This is a genomic window from Trichocoleus sp. ST-U1, from assembly GCF_039961835.1.
In the GTDB taxonomy this organism is placed as follows: domain Bacteria; phylum Cyanobacteriota; class Cyanobacteriia; order Cyanobacteriales; family FACHB-T130; genus FACHB-T130.
In genome coordinates this window covers 1-18,867 of the sequence record NZ_JAMPJZ010000066.1, presented here as the reverse complement: position 1 = coordinate 18,867, position 18,867 = coordinate 1, and the positions used below count along the sequence as shown (strand labels likewise).

Below are 18,867 nucleotides of genomic sequence, written 5' to 3'. Positions count from 1 at the left end.
ATCCCTAATAAATGAGCATTGCCTGAAAAAGGACTCTCCCCAGCGCTACCAACTTTTCCCCTGGTCTGCTAAGGCGAAGTTAACATAGAGCCATAGGAATTTATACTGTGCTGGACTCAAAAGTGGAAACTGGTTCGCAAGAAAAGTGTTTGGAGCAAGATCGGCGTTGCGTCATCGTTTGCCAGTACCGTTCCTGTTTGGTAAATGGAAGCGCAGAGGTCCTTGCCGCTTTTGAGAGTGCTGATATTCCCGGAGTCATGGTGACGGGGAGCGGTTGCCAGGGACAGTGCAGCTGTGGTCCTACAGTGCGAATTGTCCCGGAAGAAACTTGGTACTGCCGAGTTCAACCCAGCGATGTCCAGACGATCGTTGAACAACATTTACAAAAAGGGGAACCAATAGAAGCAAAGCTGAATCCCAGAATTCACATGAAAATTAGTTTTTGAAGTGATTTTCACTCCGATAACTGCCGCCGTGTCAAGTTTTCTCAGATGTAGGTTGGTTACTTGCTTAAATCAAGCAGTTTTTGTGGCAGTTTAACGACACGGCGATCGCGCATCCCTGTGATGTAGATCAAAAGCCGCTCGTTGTATTTCTAGGCTTTAATAGTTCAGTAGAACGCTGTATAAGGCTCATCAATATGCCTACTTATACCGGAATTTCCAGTGAAGCTTTTAGACATCCCCTCGACCGACAAGCCGAGCAAGCCTTACGCAGCGTGCCTGGATTTGATATGGTTGCCCGTAAATTTGTGGAATTTGCCTCTGAGCGTCCCCAGTTTGTCTACCACATGGGCAATAGCATTCAGGTCGGGCCGCGTCAGTATGCTAGCATCTATGGCATTTTCCGGGAATGCTTGCGCGATCTGGACGTTTACCCAGAACCAACGCTTTTCGTTTCCCAAGCGCCTTGGGTTAATGCCAGCGCTCTCGGACAAGAACGCCCTTATGTGATCCTGAACTCTGGACTTTTAGACCTGCTCAACGAAGCGGAACTTCGGGCAGTCATTGCACATGAATTAGGACATATTAAATGCGGTCACACGACCTTACGTCAGATGGCGGTTTGGGCTTTGCAAGCCGTCAACTTTATCGGGAATGCGACCTTTGGCTTCAGCACTTTGGTCAGTACCGGCTTGGTTTTGGCGTTTATTGAATGGAGCCGTAAAGCGGAATTATCAGCAGATCGAGCCGCTTTCCTGGTGACAGACGACCTGAATCCGGTGATGCACTTAATGATGAAATTTGCTGGTGGCAGCGCCCGTTATGCCAATGAAGTAAATTTAGATGAATTTATTCGTCAATCGCAAAAATATCAGGAATTGGACGAAGACGGGTTGAATCAAGTCTACAAGTTCTTACTTTACAATAACTTTACTCAAGGTTGGTTTACGACCCATCCCTTTACGGTCGATCGCCTTCACCACTTGCAGGAGTGGGCAAACTCAGAGGAATATCGTCACATTCGCCGGGGCAATTACCAACGTTCCTCTGCACAGGGCGCGGTGAATGTCCCATCAGAAACAGCCGTTAATGAGGTGGATGCGCTACAGCGTCAAATTGAGGAATTGCAAGAACAAATTAACCGTCTCCGGTCTGAATCAGAAGATCCTTAGCGGTTAAGAGCAAGTTCCCCAAGCGTATGTATTTTCAAGGATTGCTATGGGCAGTCAAGTCAAGTACTATACACTGCAATTAGCATTGACGCTGGGTGCCATCTACTTTCGCTCTTCACACTCTAAGGAAGGACTCAATAGTCCTAATTAATGGAATGGTCAGGGACATTCTATCAGATGGATATCAGGCCGAGTTTCGTGTCATTTCCAACCAGTCAGATCGAGATATGATCTATCGTTTTTTGGTGGACATTGTTCAGCAATGGCCCCCAGAAGCCGTTCTGCAAGAATTTAAGCAGTTATTTATTTATTACAGTCCTAACGCTGTTAATACCAACGCGATCAAAGCGCTTTCAGACATTATCTTTGCAAATGATGAAGAAGAATTTAAAAACACTCTAAAGCGCTCTTGTTATATTCTCATCAATAATTGGGAGACGACACGAAGCTATAAAGCAATTAAAGAATTAGTTTTAGTATTTAGCGATTTAAATATTAGCAAGTCAACCTTATCTCCAAGCTTAAGTAAGTTGAGAATTTGGCTTGTAAATTTTATTAAAAGCCAAGACTATCAAGATTTAAAGATATTTGCCGCTAGATACGATGAACATGAAGCAACCCATTGGAGCCATCGTTATACTTCTTATCTGTTAGTTCCTCAATATGCGAATCTCTCAAACCCCGTCGAACAGCGGGAAGCTGCCAGAGCATTGTCGCAAGAACTGAAAGATCGCTTTAAGTTTGAGCTAGCAATGTATACCACGCGATCGCAGTCGGCGATGCCTAGAGAAATTTTGCCTAAAAACCCGACTGGTTTAGGGGATGAGGTACTGCGTCTGATCAAGACGATTGTTGCGAAACGGGGGCCATTTAGCTATACAAATCTGGCAAATATTTTTCTCCAACAAACTCAAGGACTTCTCTACAAAAATTTTAAGCATAGTCTACAAAAGTATTTAATTTTTTCTGTGGAAAACAGAAAATTTGTAGAGGTCTTGAAAACAAAATTAGAAGAAAAGCTAGATGTTGTATATGAAAATCATCATGAAGAAACGCTAGATGATGCCCTGTTGTTAAGAACCTGTAATCGGGTGATCGAATATTTAACGACTGAAAATCATCGGGAACCTTCGCCTCTATTTATTTTATTGATGTCGCAAGGGCATCCTTTGACTTTAGTAATCGTACTGCTGAAAATTTTATTAATTTGTAAAAATGTTCGCACCCATTTAGAAACTTGCATTGCTGAGTTAATCAAATACTATATGCACTATCCGGAAGAGGATTGCAAGTGGGTCGTGAATTTCTTTGAAATATTTCATATAACCTTTGCTATCTATGGTGAAAACGTTCAATACAATTTGATCAAGATGAACGGAAATGGCACGAAGAAGCTGCCTAACGGGACGGCACAGATGTATCGAGTTTTTTCTCAACTGAAGTTAGATAGCGATATAAAAGCTGCAACTTCTGCGATCGCAGAGGCGATGTCAGATCAAGTTGCAGAGGATTAGGTTTCTGGCTACCCGTTGAAAGCGGGACAGGGTAACCCCACCCTTAATCCCTCCCCGGTTTTCGGTGAGGGGAACCTGGATTGAGGGGGAATAAAGTTGTCATAGCTGTAGTTGATAGCCCTTTTAGCGATCCTTCAGCTCGCTCAAAGTTGCCAATCCAGCAGCGGCGGCTTCCGCTAAAATACTCACCAAGCGGAATAGGGCGACGACGCTGAGGAGAATGGCGGCAGAAAAATGTTGACCGAATAGAGCGATCGCTGTCGCTTCAAATACCCCGATTCCCCCAGGTGCGCCGGGAACAATCAAACCCAACAGCCATGACAAACTAAACCCACTCAGCAGCATTGGGATTTGATTGGGATTCACTGGTGTCAGCGCTAGCATGGCAAACAAAAACCCCGCGCCACGCAGTAACAAAAAGCCAATTTCTCCCAACAAAGGAAATAGAGGATAGCGCTCAAGTCGAAAAGAAGCTTCTGCCGCTTCTGTGGGGGGTTGAGAAGCTGAAGCAGAGATAGCATTTTCTTCTCCCCCACGCCCCTGCGCCCCTGCACCTCTTGCTTTCTTTCCCTTCAATTTACTTGCCAACTGCATCAACGGGTTCAAAATTCGGGGATGAACGCCCAGCAAAACCACACCCAGACCCAGAAGTTGTAAGGTTCTCGTCTGGGTATTCTGAGGGACACCTGCCCAACCCAACTGGCTACCTGCTAAGGCAACTAATAAAGCGGCAGCCGCCATCAGCAGGGGTTCGAGTAACACGCTGAGAGTCGCGGCACCGAAAGAACCCCCGTGGGATGTCACCGCCACGATGCGCCCGTAGTAGTGCCAGACATTCCCTGGTAAATATTTGGCAAGGTTGGTTTTCAGGTAAACTTGGAGCGCCCATCGAGGCTGAACGGGTTGCCGGAACGATTGCAAAATCCAACTCCAGACGAATCCAGACCAAGTATGAGCCAGTAAAGTGATCAAAAAGGCGATCGCTAGATTTGTCCATCCCGCACCAGTCATTCGGATGGCTGCGACTTCCCGCCAATTGTCTTTGAGAGCTTTTGCCAAAAAAAATAGCGTCCCGCCGAGAATCACCCAGCGCAAGTACGGCTTCAGGGATGACCAAATTTTTTTCATGACCTTTCACACTGGGTAGCGAGTTGAGGCAAATACCTCATCCTAGAGTATGAGAATACCAAAGTGAGAACGGTAGCGAGTCTGTAACTTTTGCCAGAGGGAGCGATCGCTCTTCTGTTTCTACACTTTGCAGACATTCGCGAACAATTTCCCAGCCAAGCTTGGCACATCTGGGATACGGATAACGATCCGCTACCTGATGGTGAGGCAAGTTTGATGTCAGCGATCGCGTTTGAGGCAGATCGATGCCCAGACCCATCAGATGCTGAAAGATTGAGAAAAATCAGCCAAGTTCTAGGCTGAGCGATGTTTTTAGCTGGCATGGTCGCGAACCAACCAATATAACCGTAGTTTTGCTTATTTTTTGGGAATCTCTCTACGGTTAGAGAGAGGTTGCTTTTAGTTGCAACCAGAATGTGACCTGCGCTAGAGGTAGGAACACTGTAGCTTTTGTATTGTTTATGACAGTTCGTAAAAATCTTGGGAGTAGTGTGTGAAACACTTAACTGCTTTCTTTAAAAAACTACGGTTACGTCAAATATTGACCGTTTTTTTGGCAGGCGCGTTGCTAATTGTTACCAGCGCTTGTAACAATGGCGATTCTTTAGGGGCACGTCCACAAAATCCCCCCGTGCAAATGGGAGGGAACAACAATCCCCACAGCAATGGTGGAGATGGCTACACGAATTACAAAATGTCTACCGATCCTAACGTCAGCAAAACAGCGAATCCACGCGATCGCGCTGACTTGCAGATCCTGTCCAATCAGTTAATTGCTACCAGTAATTCTGAAATCCTCTACCCGGGTGCTGAGACACCAGCAGGTCGAGCCGCAAAGGAAAAAGAATTGCCCATAAAAACTTCAGAGGATTTTGAAGTCTCTGGAGCTGGAGGTCGTCAACCTATAATCAATCGCAGCGATCCTAATGCCAAGATATTAGAAAGTATCGGTGAAGAGTTCAAAGAGGCTTCCAGCTTCATCAAAGATAAATCAGATGAAGCCGGTCAGAGACCTGAAATGCAAAGCAACCCTGCTTTGCACAAATAAGCAAATAATTGAGATTTTCGATTGGCAGTCAATCGAAAATCTCGGATTGCAATGCTAACCAAAACAACCATTGACTCGTACAGAAAAAGGAGTTTTTTTGATGAACAGCGTAATTAATTGGTTGAAAAAAATCAACTTGGGCAAAATCCTGACCGTGTTTTTGTCCGCCACGATCATTTTTGTTACCACCGCTTGTAATGGTGGGGCACAAGCGAAGACCGCCGACCAAATTAGGGAGGACGTTCCTACAGGTGCCTTAACCAATGAGTATAAAGGTGGGATGAACGACTATAGCGATACCGATCCCAGAAGAGACACCTCAGGCGTAGCAGCTAAGGCAAAAGGCCTAATTGACAATGCTGAGCGCCACGTAATTGACGAGACCGATGACGTAGGTACAAACACCAAGCGGATTCTGGATAAGAAGGGCGAAAACGCTAAACAGTTCGGTGAGAATGTCAAGCAAAATACCGACGCAATTGGCGACAAAGCGCAAAAATCGGCTAGTGATTTTGCTAAGGGAACAAAGCAGGGAATTGAAAATCTCAAGGGCAATACTCAGGATGCAACCAAAGACCTGGGTAAAGGAACGCAGCAGGCAGCTGACAATGTCCAGGAAAATAGTAAATATGCAGGCAGAAATGTAATTGAGAGTGCTAAGCGGGCAGCAGACAAGGCTGCTGATGCGATTGATTAGCAGCGTCTGGAATTAAATAAACACCAGACTCAATCAATGATTCTAGGGGCGGGATAATCCTGCCCCTATTTGCTTTTGTATCCCTATAGCGGTTCTAACTTGAGTGCTATATCACTCGGAACCTCACCCCCAGCCCCTCTCCGTGAACGGAGAGGGGAGAATATTGAACCCCTCTAGTTGAAGTGAAGGGAAGGTCGAGGGGCAAGGGTGGGGTTAAACCGTACTGCATCGAATAGAGAATTGTGATAGTACCCTGTCAGGGTTTCTCCGGAAGGATTCTCCCGGAGAAACCGGATCAAAAATACATAACCTCAGCCTGACTAAAGATATAGCCGAATAGAACACACACTCTCGGCTATTGAAATGAAAAAATTTCTAACCGTTGTGCTGTCTCCAACTGAGGTGGCGAAGCAGCTGGCATCTGACTGTCCTGGCTATAGCGCAGCAACCCATGAAAGTATTGCTCTGTGGCTGGTGGGAGAGGACGGAGAGCGTTTTGAAACGTTTAATGCAACTCAGAGGGTAATTGCCTTGCAAGCGATGGATTATCGCTATCGCATTTTACGGCAACGCTACTTAGGCGTGGCACCAGAGCGTGCTTATTGCAACTTGACGACTCGGCTGGGGAGTTTAGTATTGCTGAAGAATAAAATTCGGACTTGGGTGGCGCTATCGCGCGATCGCTCGGCAACGGTTGTCGATGTGTTGCATGAAGTCATTCAGGAATTATTGCATCGCGATCGCTACATTCAACAGCAAATTGCCTGGATTAGCAAATGTACTTCAGACGCTCGCTTAGGCAACTCTCTACTGATGAGCAGCATCGAAGAATACTGTCTCAGACCAATTCGCAACCAGCCACTTTTAGTTTATAGATTTTTTAACTATCTACGTCGTTCCCGGCGGGGAGGGATGACTCATATCCCCGATGGTGAACTGGTGCGACTGATTTCTGAGGAAGTGGTGTCCCACGAGACAAACAATCCGGTGAGTTTCCTCGATATCCACGCAGTTGCCGAGTATCAAGAGAATCAAGCAATTGAAGAACAAATGTTTCTGCGGACAACCGTAAAGCAGGAGTTTTACAACTATTTAGCCGAAAATGTCAGTCGAGAAGCAGCGGTTTGGCTGGAACTTTACCTCGCTGGCAATTCTCAACAAGCGATCGCTAGCGCCTTGAATTTACGGACGAGGGAAGTCTATCGTCTGCGGGAAAAAGTCAGTTACCATGCAATTCGCGTTTTTGCCAGAAAAAAGAAGCCGGAGCTAGTCGCAAGCTGGCTAAAACCCACCGCAGGGGGTAGAACATCTGAGCAACTTGTGCCGATAGGAATGGAAAAGTAGCCGAGTGAAGTTTGGGGAAAAGCGGGAATTTCTTGAAGATGTCATTCGCTTTGTTTAAAGTTATCCTTATCGTTTTTAGCCGTTCAATCAGCTCCCCCGAACTTGCCTCAATTGACTTTGATCGGCATCCTGGTTTACGCGAGGCAAGGATGAGGAATTTCAGAGTCGCTTTGCATTTGCACAATTGAGTGAAATAACGATGGGTACGGCATCGAGATACTGGCTGTTGATGAAAATTGATAGTTTCGGCAAGTGCCGAACTGAAGAAGTTGAGTTGGCAAAAGCCTTTTTCTTGACTCAATTTCCCGAACTCTCTGACCGAGAGGATATGCCAGACCGGGAAATTCAACGCCAACTCATGCAGTGGTTCCAGAACGATGACCCTCGCCGTCAGATGGCTGAGGTGTGTCTGCGCTGCTTTATCTCTCATCAAATTCAAGAATTTTGCTTAGAACTAGAGCAGAAGTTTGGCAAAAACCATGATTTCACCAGTATGGATCTGTTGCCGTTGGTACTCGATAGCACTTTGCGTTCTCCACGTCAGGAACTGGATGAAAGCCGGATAAACTATCCTTCTGTAACCGCTCGAATTTTGCAAACCTTTGACCCGGATAAGAGTAAATTATCGACTTGGACGGTCAGGATGGTAAAGAGCGATCGCTTCCTCAAACGATTCTTACTCGAACACGGAATTGAGCAAGTAACTGACTGGATGATTCTGAGTTACATGAACCCCGGACGATTACAGCGAGTTTTATTAGAGTTTGACCGGACACCAGCAGAAATCAACCAAACACTTCAGCTACTTGATAGCTACCATCAGATTTATCGCACCCAACTTTTGCAGCACCGAAAGGCTGGAGAGAAAAGCCGATATCCAGACCCAACCGCCTTGCAATTGCGTCAAATGGCTGAACAATTATCAGCTACTCGGACAATATCTCCCGAACAAATCTTAAGAGAATTGCAAGAACTCGCGCAGTTGCTCAGAGCCGAACGCCTCCGGACTCGCAAAGGCTTACCGTTAGATAATTCAGGAAATCCTGCGGAAATAAATAGAACATCCAGTGAGGATGATTCTAATGAGCAATCAGAGTTCTTAGCAGGTTATCACCAGCAATTTAATACCTGTTTAGCTCAGTCCGTCAAGCAGGTCATTCAAGCTCGCTTTATCTATTTGCAATCCAAGAAAAATCAGAAAGCGCAAAACTTCCTCAAGGCACTTCATTTATTTCACTGTCAGGGAGTTCCCATGAAAGAAATTGCTCCCCAACTCGGCTTAAAAGACCAGCCTCAAGTAAGCCGCCTGCTGGAACTCAAAAACTTACGCAGCGATATCGGACGCCGAACATTATTGTGCTTGAGAGCTTGCGTTTTAAAGTTAGCTCAATGTTACGTTAATCCCGTGCAGCTCCAAAATTTGGAGTCAAAAGTCCAACTCATTTTAGATAAAGAGATTTCTACAGAGATTGAGAAGGCAAAAAAAGAATCTCACATAGGACACAATCGAGTGATGAACAGTCAACTAGCTGCAACGATTTGTAACCATCTTAATAGCCAGAAAGAAGAACGAGCATGAATTACTTAACAGATTTGACAGATGATTGGGTCGAATTTGAAGAATTGGCAGAAACAATTCCTTTAGAATCGGAGCAGCTTGACCAAGCTGTAGAATTGAGTAACCAAGTAGGGAAAGAAGACCGAAAATGGCAAATTTATCTTCAAGCTTTAAGTTTATTGAGTTTTGAGGAATGGCTCCGGAAACGAGAACCGGAAATTTCTCTAAACAGAGAACACTCTTCAGTTTTGCAACCTCAGTATGTTAATGCAATTGACGCCGTTTTTAATTTGAGAGTTGGCGAATTTAAAGTTTGTTTAATCCCTACTATCACCTTAACCGATAAAGAAGTCACTATCCCTAGAGCTGTAGTAGATTTACCAGAATTTACAGCTCATCTTTATGTAGTTATTGGTATTGAGGAAGACTTAGGAATTTCAGCAATTAGAGGTTTTTTGCGTCATGACCAACTGATTAATTATCAACCGCAATTACAATCGGAAGTGGATTGGAATTATCAGATTTCGATTGATTTTTTAAATCGAGAGCCTAATGAACTATTGCTTTATTTGCAATGTTTAATTCCATCAGCAATTCCTTTACCTGAAATCCCAACGAATCGTCAGGCTACCTTAGCTCGAATGCAGTCAACCCTATTAACATTATTACCCCAACTGCGTAACCGTCCTTTGTGGCAAGTCTTGACGTGGGAGCAGGGAGCAGCAGTCCTAACGACACCGGATTTACTTAATTGGCTCTACCAGCCGCTAACTGAGAATACAGCAACCGTTAGTAACCATCTATCAGAGTTGCTGCAAATCTTGACTCAGCAAGCAGTAAATGTCAGGAACTGGTTACGAAACCAAGTGGATGAAGTAATGCAACTGTCCTGGGAAGCCTTGCCAGCACCGTCTCCTTTGCGCGGAACTGAGCCACTAAGAGAGTTGCCAGCATCATTCTCCCTTCGCAGAAACGAACAAAACCCATCTCAAGAATTAGATGAAATTTTGATAGAAATTAGTCGCAATAATCAGTTAGAGATTCCAGCCAATACGGGTCGTGCTTACCAAGACTTAACCCTAGGAAATCGGGTGCGGCTGTATGCTGTTACCTGGTCTTTCCCGGATGATGATGGCTGGACGTTATTGCTGATATTGAAGGCGATTTCTGGAAATAAACCTGACGATGAGATGACGTTGCGAGTAAGCGATCGCGTGGAAGTTTTGGCAGAAGATACACTGCAATTAGATGGGGACGAGGACTATATTTTTACTCAAGTGGCGGGGACTTATCAGGATAAATTTCTCGCAACCATTACCTTGGAAACTGGGGAATTCCAAACTTTGCCGCCGTTTGAATTTATTTTATAACTTCTCGAAAATCATCAGAGGCAGGACAACTCCGACCTCCGCAAAATCCAAAATCCAAAATTAAATGATGGATAGAATAGTTTTTAAGCTTAGGGTTAAGCAAGTTGGCACTGTTTGCGACTTTGAGTTGTCTTGGGGGAAAGGAAAAATACTCTCTGTAGAGCTGAATTATCCCCTCTCGCTGACCAGGAGTTACGAACAGTGGCAAAGCGCCTATCTCAACTACTATAGGCGGCTGCGAGGGCACAAGGTCATCAGCGGTAAAGGCACTCTCCCAGTTGATCGACATCGCGAACTGGTGAATGCAGAGGTTCAGCTAGGGGAAGAATTTCAACACTGGTTGCTCACTCCTGAATTAGTTAGTATTCGCCGCGAGATTGTCAAGGCGGCTCATAAACCGGAACATCATACGGTTGAGGTGTTCCTGACTTGCACTCCTCTAGAACTGGCGCGATTACCGTGGGAAATTTGGGAAATTGGGACGGATTTGGGTGCTACTCAACAAATACGCATTGCTCGCACTCCCGCCAATATTCTGAATGAACCCGTTCGTCCGATTCGCCGTAAAGCTAGGGTTTTAGCGATTTTAGGGGATGACACTGGCTTGAATTTGGAAGCTGATCGAGAAGCACTGCGATCGCTTGATCGTGTTGCAGATATCCAGTTGATTGGTTGGAAACGGAACCAGGGGAAAGCTGAACTGAATATCCCTAAGAGTATAGAGGCTCGATTTTTTGATGCTGATGCACTCAAAATGGAGATCCTCAAAGCGATCGCATCGGAGCCAGGTTGGGATATCTTATTTTTTGCCGGACACAGTAATGAAACTGTCCTGACGGGTGGAGAATTAGGCATTGCACCACACACCTCAATCTCGATTTGGGAAATTGAAGAGTCACTGAAACAGGCGAAAAAACGGGGGCTTCAGTTTGCAATTTTCAACTCGTGTAGTGGTATGAATATTGCCGAATCCTTGATTAACTTGGGATTGAGCCAGGTAGCAGTAATGCGGGAACCGATTCACAATCAGGTAGCACAAGAATTTTTGGTGCAGTTTCTCGCCAGTTTGACTCAATACAAGGATGTTCATTCAGCTTTGCTGGAGGCAAGTTTATTTCTTAAACAACGGGAAAAGCATCTTTCCTACCCTTCTGCTTACCTGGTTCCCTCCCTATTTCGGCATCCAGAAGCCGAGCTGTTTTGCATTAAACCTTTTGGCTTTTTTGACACACTAAACCGCTGGTTGCCAACGAAAAAAGAAGCCTGTTGGCTAGGCGCTATCCTGTTTTTAAGTTTATTACCGCCCGTACAAAACTTATTATTAGAACCGCGCATTTTACTTCAAGCCTTCTATCGCAAAGTCACCTTACAAGTGCCAGCCAAAGGAAGTTCACCTGTGCGACTTATCCAAATTGATGAGGAATCTCTAAAAGCTGATGCGGATAAAATTAAACAAATTTACCCTATCGATTATCGTTATGTAGCATTACTTTTGAATCGGGTTTCTGAATTAGAAGCTAAAACTATTGGCATCGATTATATCTTAGATGATAAAAAGCAACCGAATAACAGTTTAAAACTTAAGCAATCTGTACAGAATATTGTTAATAAAAATACTTGGTTGGTATTTGGTTCTGGAGAGGGAGAATCCACTCCTAGGTCAGGGGTAAGCAAGGATATTGCCAACCTCAATTGGAGTTTGGAAGGGGATATCATGTTCTTCCCTTGGTATGTTGAACTTTTGCCAGCAGAACCCAAAAGTTCACAGATGTATCCTTTTGCTTATCTCTTAGCTATAGCGTATGTGTTGAATCAAGAATTACCACTGAATTTACCGCAACCCAATTTGCAGGCTCGAACAAATTTTAATTCCTCAGCGATTAACTATTTAAATCAAATAAGCCAACCCAACCAGAAAATAGCTTTTTTACAAGAAATTCGCCTTCATTCACTTACCCGCTTTTCTCAAAATTTTATTCAAGCGTGGTTGCATCCAATTATTGACTTTTCTATTCCCCCCGAATCTGCCTACGAACGCATTTCTGCCTGTAAGTTACTAGGAGATTGCCTAGGAGAAGGAAAAGTACCAGACACCTTTAAGAATGAAGTGGTGTTGATTACTCCAGGTGGATATAAAGGAGCCGGGTTAGAAGGAGAAAATGAAGATAATTATGCGATTCCTTTAGCTGTCGGTTTCTGGCGCGGTTGGGAGGAGGAAAATTTTCCTGGCGGTGAAACTCATGCTTATATGCTTCATCATTTATTAACGCGGCGATTGGTGATACCTATCCCCGATTTATGGATGATTTTACTTTCAGGATTGCTGGGGAAAGGCGTAACGCTGATGTTACAGGATAATCTTCATCAACGGCAACGCTGGGTAATAAAGTTAGGAACGGCTACAACCATTTATATCATCGCCTCCTTGCAAATCTATATATCGGCGGCGATGTTATTACCTTGGTTTTTACCAACAGTTTTGTTTTGGAATTATATTCGTTTAGCATTCAGGGAAAAGTCTCATGTTTAACTTAAAAAAACTCCAATCCATTTTGTTAATATCTGCCTTGATTACAACTTCTTCCTCAGTGCCTCTACAAGCGGCAATTAGACAACAACCGCATCCCGTCTTAACAGAAAGCAATGAGACATATCTAGCTTTATCGTGGGGTGATATCTGGAAGAAATTACGTCGTAAAAGGAAAGGAGGGGGCGGGAGAGGAGGAGCGATTTGCGCGATCGCTCCCTCTAAACTGGTAGACGCAGATTCGCTTTATTCAAAGCAAGGGGAAATCCTTGAGATTTGGAGCGATCGCCCTCTGTTCCTCTGGAATATCCCAGGTGGAACGGTAACGCGAATTGAGCTATCTCGTCAGGGGAATAAGGAGGCATTCTGGGAGCGACCAATTAAAGGAGAGACAAGAGCGGTTTATGATGGTGAACCCTTGCAACCTGGACAGTCTTATGTATGGAAGTTGTCTGCTTCAGAGCCGTACCCAATTGAAACCAGCGTCAGGTTTCAAGTGATGGAACCGGAAACACGCGATCGCATTTCAGCCGAATTGATTTCAATAGCACTCGTACAGCAGCTTAAAGACCCATCACCAGAGGCTTTGGCAATGGAGAAAGTCTACTATTTTGCCGAACGCGAACTCTGGTCAGATGCGCTGCGGGAACTCTATTCGGTGCCAAATCCCTCAGCGGAATTAAGGAATGCGATCGCGCTTCTTCAAGCTCATAATTTCTGTGCAGAAGATGAGCCAAAAGATTCTGCATCTTGATAGGCTACGGCTTGTGTTTTTGCATAAGTTCCCCTTGCCCAAGGATATTATATGTAAGCGGACAATATCTTAAACGCTGCGATCGCACTCCTACAGCTATGGAATTAAAAAGATTTTTCTTGCTTGCGTCTAGCACAGTTCTACTGACTGGGTTGCAGACTTGTTGGCTGAATTTTCCGGTGACATTTAGTGGATCTGCGGTGATGGCGCAGACGGTTGAGGAGAGGAAGGCGCAAGCATATAAACTTTATCAGCAAGGTAATCAGCAGTATAAGACTAGCCAATTTCAGGAAGCATTACAGTCTTTTCAAGAAGCGCTCTTAATTTATCGGGAACTAAAAGATACCAAAGGCGAAGCATTAACCGTGAACTACATCGGGTTAATTTATCGCAGTCTCAGCCAATATCCAGAAGCCCTGAAATTTTATCGGCAAGGTTTAGAGATTTTCAGAAAACTCGGCGATCGCTGGAACGAAGGAACTGCACTTAACAACATTGGCTCAGTTTATAGAAGCTCAGATCAATATGCTCAAGCACGAGATTTCTTTCAGCAAGCCTTATCTATTCGTCGAAAAGTTCAGGATCGCGAAGGCGAAGGGGTAACTCTTAGTAACCTTGGAACGATTTATCATGGTTTGGGTCAATATTCTCAAGCATTGGAATTATACGAGCAAGCCTTAGTTATTCGTAGAGAAGTTGGTGATTTTCAAGGTGAAGTAGTAACCCTCCTTAGCTTGGGAGTTATCTATTATGATTTAGGTCAATATAATCAAGCACTGGAAACTTATCAGCAAGCTTTGAATGTAAGCAGAAAAATTAATAACAAAAATGGAGAAGCTCTTGTTCTGAATTCAATGGGAACAGTTTATATGAGCCAGGGTGACTATTCCAAAGCATTAAATTTGTATCAGCAAGCTTTAATTATTGCTAGAAAAATTGGCGTGACTGGTCTGGAAGCAGCGCTACTCAACAATATTGCCGAATTTTATAGATATCAAGGTCAATATTCGCAAGCATTAGATTTTTATCAGCAATCTCTAGTTATATATAGGAAAATCGGCAGCTTTGGTGGTGAAGAAACAGCTATTAACAACATGGGTAAAACTTATGATAATCAAGGTGATTATTCCCAAGCGCTGAAACTTTTTCAACAAGCTTTAACTATTTCCAGGAAAATAGAGAATTATCCAGGTGAAGGACGAATTCTGAGAAATATGGGTAGTAACCTCTATCAATCTGGGAAGCTAGCGGAAGCTACAGAAACCCTAACTGCTGGAATTAAGGCTTTAGAGTCTCTACGGTCAGGATTGAGTGATAGCAATAAAGTATCAATTTTTGAAACCCAGGCTAGTATCTACCGTCTACTCCAACAAGTTTTTATTGCCCAAAATAACATTAATGATGCTTTAGAAATTGCTGAACGAGGGCGTGCAAGAGCATTTGTGGAGCTATTGGTAAAGAGATTATCTTCAGAAACTAGAGGTAACGTTACTTCCCCACCACCACCAAATATTGCCCAAATTACACAAATTGCCAAAGCTCAAAATGCGACTCTCGTTCAATATTCAATTATTGATGATGACTTTAAAAGTCAAAATAAATCGCAAGTCAAGCAAACAGACCTTTACATTTGGGTGATTAAACCTACAGGCGAAGTAACCTTCCGCAAAGTTGACCTAAAACCATTGCAGCAAAAAAATACCTCTTTAAAAGACCTTGTTAGCTCTAGCCGTGACTCAATCGGAGTAGACGATCGCAGTATTTTTAAAGCAGAAGTTGTAAATCCAGGTAATCAAGAAAACTCAGCCAAAAGCTTACAGCAACTTCATCAACTATTAATTTCGCCCATCGCCGACCTTCTGCCCACCGACCAAAATCAGCGTGTAATTTTTGTCCCGCAAGGTGAATTATTTGTAGTTCCCTTCGCCGCACTGCAAGATAAAGATGGCAAATACTTAATTGAAAAACATACAATTTTGTCCGCACCTTCAATTCAGGTACTAGAACTAACACGCGCCTCACGGGAAAAGGTGAAGCAAGCATCCGCCAAAGATGCCATCATCATAGGAAATCCCACCATGCCCAGCGTAGCGCCTAAAATTGGAGAAAAGCCGCAACAGCTAGCTTCCTTACCAGGAGCAAAACGAGAAGCCGAAGAGATTGCTCCTTTATTGAACACCAACGCCCTTACTGGCAATGCAGCCACCAAAACTGCTGTTTTATCACGAATATCTCAAGCTAGAATTGTGCATCTGGCAACCCACGGCTTATTTGATGATTTCCAGGGATTGCAAAGCGCGATCGCACTCGCACCCACTAGCAGCGATCGCGGTCTACTCACTGCCGAAGAAATCCTTAATCTGAAACTAAATGCAGATTTAGTTGTCCTGAGTGCTTGCAACACCGGACGCGGGCGCATCACGGGTGATGGGGTAATTGGACTATCCCGCTCTTTGTTTATCGCCGGTACTCCCAGCGTTGTTGTCTCCCTGTGGGCTGTCCCCGATGCTCCCACGGCTGAATTAATGACCGAGTTTTATACTAATCTTTACCAAAAGAAACTTGATAAAGCCCAATCCTTGCGCCAAGCAATGCTCAAGATGATGGAAACACACCGCGATAATCCTAGAGCTTGGGCAGCTTTTACCTTAATTGGTGAAGCTGAGTAGGAGCATCGGTTGAGTAATCAGAATTTACGTGTAGGGAGAAGCATATCCTTTCCAAAGGGTATACTTCGCCCCTACTTAAATATTCCCGAATAGGATACTAGGAGGAATTAGTAATGTCCCGTATTTCTCGCCGTCATTTCTTACAATTCGCTGGCTCAACTATAACTACTTTGGGATTGAGCCAGTTAGATATTATCAACAAAGGAAATCGCTACGCTCAAGTTCTGGCGCAAAATACCCCGCGCAAGCTTGCTCTTTTAGTGGGAATTAATGATTATCCAGCAAACGATCGCTTTCTTAGAAATCTGGAAGGATGCGTTACTGATGTCGCTTTGCAAGAAGAACTCTTGGTTCATCGTTTTGGTTTTAATCCCAGTGATATTGTCAAGTTGACGAGCAATCAAGCTCCCGCTCAACAGCCGACGCGCAACAATATTTTTACAGCGTTTGAAGAACACTTAATTAAACAAGCTAAACCGGGAGATGTGGTTGTTTTCCATTTTTCCGGTCACGGTTCTCGATTGCGCGACCCCAATCCCATCCAAGGTTGTTCCAATCAGGCATTCAATGATGAATTTAATAGCACTTTAGTCGTTGCTGATGAGGGACAAAAAGGTTTGGCACCAGACATCATGGGGCGCACCTTGTTTCTGTTGATGTCTGCTTTAAATACAGAAAATGTCACAGTCGTACTAGATAGTTGTCACTCTGGCGGTGGTACTCGTGGCAACTTTCGAGTACGTTCCGTACCCGGCGATAAACTCAATCCCAGTCCTGAAGAAATCGCCTATCAAAAAAGCTGGATGGAACGCCTGCAACTGTCCGAAGCTGAACTTGCTCGTCGTCGCTGTGCAGGTGTCGCTAAAGGGGTTGTTTTTGCCTCTGCTCAACGAGAGGAAGAAGCTTTAGATGCTGAGTTCGATGGCTTTTCTGCTGGTGCGTTTACTTACCTGATGACGCAGTATCTCTGGCAAAAAACCGATACGGTGGGAAGCGCGATCGCTCAAATCACTACTGGCATAAATTCACTTTCTAGTCAAGTTCCTTTAGCAGATGGCGACCCCAAAAAACCAGTTTATTTCATCAACAAACAACTCCCTCCGACTGATGCCGTAATTACCAAAGTAGAAGGCGATAAGGCAACTTTGTGGTTGGGAGGAGTAGACTCTGAAAGTCTAGAAGCTTTCCAACCCGGTGCTACATTCGCAATTGTCGATGACAAAGGGCAAACATCGGGAAAATTGCAATTAATCTCTCCTCGTAGCGGCTTAAGGGGAGAAGCGAAACTGGTAGACAAAGCAACTAATACATCTCTAAAACCAGGGACGCTGCTGCAAGAAGCAAGTCGGGTTGTGCCAGCAGATTTGAAGTTAAGCATTGGTCTCGATCCGTCTTTAGCAGGAGAGACGAACGCGGCTAAACAGGAACTCTCCGCGATTAATCGCATTGCAGCGATGCCTGCACAATCTGGAAATGTCCCCTATCCGGGAGGGGTGCAGTACATCTTCAGTCGGATGACGGCAGATTATCAGCAAAAACTGCAAAAGCAAGGGGCAAATCTTCCAGCCGTCGGCAGTATTGGTTTATTTACCGAAGGACTGGAACTGGTGCCGAAATCCTTTGGCGAACCAGGGGAATCGGTAACGGCAGCGGTGGAGCGTCTGGCAGCTAAACTCAAATCTCTGTTAGCAGTTCGGATTATTAAAAAGACTTTGAATGCCGATTCTTCGCAGCTTTCTGTAGAAGTTTCGATGAACTTGGTAGAACAACCCAATCAAACCCTTGCTAGAACTTCCAGTCGAGGTAGAAACACTCGTCAGGAGTTGGAACAAACTTATGCTAATAAGTTACCAGTGAATAAACTATTTCAGTTTCGAGTTACCAATCACGAGTCTAGCGACCTCTATCTGACAACTCTACTGATTGACTCGACTGGGGGATTAGTGGTGGTGTTTCCCTATCAGTGGCCTGCGTCAAATGAGACGATGAAATTACGACCCAATCAAACGCAACTAATTGGCGACCCGCAACAGATGAAATTGAGAGCGATCGCAACCGGAACAGGAGAAGCGCTGGTAATTGTCAGCCGTTCACCCCTAGAAAGAGCTGTCAAGACATTAGCATCTCTAGCCGCTGAACTAAATCAAGATAGAGGAGCGTTGGAGTTAAAAGAGCCAGTTGAGGTGATGGGGGATTTACTTGATGATTTGAGTGGTGAGCGTGGTGGAATCGCTGTAGAAGCCATACCCATGAACACTTCAGAGATGGCTACTTTATCAATCGCCTTTCAGGTAAGCGATTAGAGACTCACGGATTTAGAAGGAAAGAAAAAAGCATCTGAAACCGCTGTTGAGCAATTTCATCCTCAACTGAGGCAAGGAAATTGTCAAAATATTTACGAACAGCGCACTCTTCGGAATCTTTGGGAAGAAGTTGAGTGAATTTTTACATAACCTCCCAAGATGGGAGATATATAAGTGCTTAAGCAAAATTAATTACATATTCGGTTCCGACTTTTTTTAGCACATTCTTGACATACTTTACTAAACTTTTCCAGTCCCGATAAGCCTCTATCTCTATCCATTCATATTTCATAAACTTCCATAAGATTTCAATTAAGTTGAGTTCGGGTGAATAAGGGGG

General features: G+C 44.3%; 15 protein-coding genes. 12 read left to right on the top strand and 3 right to left on the bottom strand.

All coding sequences use genetic code 11. The features are described from left to right. Nucleotides 1-110 precede the first annotated feature (110 nt). The 3 genes from NDA06_RS19970 (at nt 111) to NDA06_RS19960 (ending at nt 3,129) form a co-directional block, all read left to right on the top strand. The gene (locus NDA06_RS19970) at nt 111-446 is read left to right on the top strand and encodes a (2Fe-2S) ferredoxin domain-containing protein (protein ID WP_242047523.1); all 336 of its coding nucleotides are present in this window, start codon (nt 111-113) and stop codon (nt 444-446) included. Nucleotides 447-640: 194 nt separating this feature from the next. Continuing rightward, nucleotides 641-1,615, top strand: a complete 975-nt coding sequence (locus NDA06_RS19965) for a M48 family metallopeptidase (RefSeq protein WP_190529107.1) — start codon at nt 641-643, stop codon at nt 1,613-1,615. 227 nt (nt 1,616-1,842) lie between these two features. Next, nucleotides 1,843-3,129, top strand: a complete 1,287-nt coding sequence (locus NDA06_RS19960; protein WP_242047521.1) for a hypothetical protein — start codon at nt 1,843-1,845, stop codon at nt 3,127-3,129. A gap of 123 nt (nt 3,130-3,252) precedes the next feature. On the opposite strand, the gene NDA06_RS19955 is transcribed toward NDA06_RS19960, so the two are convergent. Together NDA06_RS19955 and NDA06_RS19950 are read right to left on the bottom strand one after the other, a co-directional pair. After that, the gene (locus tag NDA06_RS19955) at nt 3,253-4,257 is read right to left on the bottom strand and encodes a lysylphosphatidylglycerol synthase domain-containing protein (protein ID WP_190986639.1); all 1,005 of its coding nucleotides are present in this window, start codon (nt 4,255-4,257) and stop codon (nt 3,253-3,255) included. Nucleotides 4,258-4,294: 37 nt separating this feature from the next. Further along, nucleotides 4,295-4,516: a hypothetical protein gene (locus tag NDA06_RS19950; RefSeq protein ID WP_190531952.1), complete on the bottom strand. Its 222-nt coding sequence runs from the start codon at nt 4,514-4,516 to the stop codon at nt 4,295-4,297. A 234-nt stretch (nt 4,517-4,750) separates the two neighbouring features. On the opposite strand from NDA06_RS19950, the gene NDA06_RS19945 reads away from it, so the two are divergent. From NDA06_RS19945 to NDA06_RS19905, 9 genes are all read left to right on the top strand, one after another. After that, complete coding sequence (locus tag NDA06_RS19945) at nt 4,751-5,305, top strand: DUF6658 family protein (RefSeq protein ID WP_190986638.1); 555 nt, start codon at nt 4,751-4,753, stop codon at nt 5,303-5,305. 100 nt (nt 5,306-5,405) lie between these two features. Continuing rightward, a complete protein-coding gene (locus NDA06_RS19940; protein ID WP_190414872.1) occupies nt 5,406-6,002 on the top strand; it encodes a DUF6658 family protein in 597 nt (198 codons plus the stop codon). Nucleotides 6,003-6,365: 363 nt separating this feature from the next. Continuing rightward, complete coding sequence (locus NDA06_RS19935) at nt 6,366-7,346, top strand: HetZ-related protein 2 (RefSeq protein WP_190986637.1); 981 nt, start codon at nt 6,366-6,368, stop codon at nt 7,344-7,346. 199 nt (nt 7,347-7,545) lie between these two features. After that, nucleotides 7,546-8,925 carry a hypothetical protein gene (locus tag NDA06_RS19930; RefSeq protein WP_348251824.1) on the top strand — a complete coding sequence of 460 codons (1,380 nt, stop codon included), beginning with the start codon at nt 7,546-7,548 and terminating at the stop codon, nt 8,923-8,925. Then, nucleotides 8,922-10,274, top strand: coding sequence for a DUF1822 family protein (locus NDA06_RS19925; RefSeq protein ID WP_190987093.1), 1,353 nt, complete (start codon nt 8,922-8,924; stop codon nt 10,272-10,274). The genes NDA06_RS19930 and NDA06_RS19925 overlap by 4 nt, the downstream gene beginning before the upstream one ends. A 67-nt stretch (nt 10,275-10,341) precedes the next feature. Then, nucleotides 10,342-12,804 carry a CHASE2 domain-containing protein gene (locus NDA06_RS19920; RefSeq protein ID WP_190987097.1) on the top strand — a complete coding sequence of 821 codons (2,463 nt, stop codon included), beginning with the start codon at nt 10,342-10,344 and terminating at the stop codon, nt 12,802-12,804. Beyond that, a complete protein-coding gene (locus NDA06_RS19915; protein WP_190987094.1) occupies nt 12,797-13,555 on the top strand; it encodes a DUF928 domain-containing protein in 759 nt (252 codons plus the stop codon). Before NDA06_RS19920 ends, NDA06_RS19915 begins: the two co-directional genes overlap by 8 nt. Nucleotides 13,556-13,653: 98 nt before the next feature. Further along, complete coding sequence (locus tag NDA06_RS19910) at nt 13,654-16,224, top strand: CHAT domain-containing tetratricopeptide repeat protein (protein ID WP_190987095.1); 2,571 nt, start codon at nt 13,654-13,656, stop codon at nt 16,222-16,224. A 113-nt stretch (nt 16,225-16,337) separates the two neighbouring features. Next, nucleotides 16,338-18,527 carry a caspase family protein gene (locus NDA06_RS19905; RefSeq protein WP_190987096.1) on the top strand — a complete coding sequence of 730 codons (2,190 nt, stop codon included), beginning with the start codon at nt 16,338-16,340 and terminating at the stop codon, nt 18,525-18,527. Nucleotides 18,528-18,705: 178 nt separating this feature from the next. Here the strand turns inward: NDA06_RS19905 and NDA06_RS19900 are convergent. Further along, a partial coding sequence (locus NDA06_RS19900; protein WP_190985828.1) for a transposase occupies nt 18,706-18,867 on the bottom strand: 162 nt, incomplete at its 5' end.